Raw genomic sequence first — 510 nt, 5'->3', positions numbered from 1 at the left:
CAATCATACCGGAAATGAAGAGTATAACTTCGTGATGGCAGGGATGTTTCCCTCCGAAGATCTGGCAATACTGCCCTATAACCGCGTCGTTAAAGATCTGAATGGCCTGTCGGCTCAGGAATTTATCATTCGGCTGGGTGAAAAGTTCATTGTCAACGAATCGGAGGTTAAAAATCCTGAAAATCCGGGCCAGATTGCCATGTATCTTAACCGTCGCTGGTATCTGCTTACTTACAACGTGGAATATATCCGCGATCCGGGTCCGATTGAACGCCTCGATGTCAGCATTCTGCAAAATAACGTGCTCGGCCCCATTCTTGGAATTGAGGATCCGCGGACGGACAAACGGATTTCTTTCGTTGGCGGACGGCGTGGAACCGCCGAGCTGGAAAGATTAGTGGATTCCGGCGATTTTAAGGCCGCTTTTTCAATGTTTCCGACGTCAATCGAGGATCTCCTGGCCGTCGCCGATCTGAACGAGATTATGCCGCCCAAATCAACCTGGTTCGA

At 49.6% G+C, this 510-nt stretch carries 1 protein-coding gene; it reads left to right on the top strand.

What is annotated here, in order from left to right; translation table 11 throughout:
• Nucleotides 1–510 (top strand): DUF1015 family protein (locus R7P74_RS29620; protein ID WP_318124325.1); only part of this gene is annotated, 510 nt, incomplete at both ends.

The sequence above is a fragment of the Vibrio sp. 2033 genome (assembly GCF_033339735.1).
The sequence above is the reverse complement of the archived record's forward strand: the minus strand, read 5'-3'. Positions and strand labels throughout refer to the sequence as shown.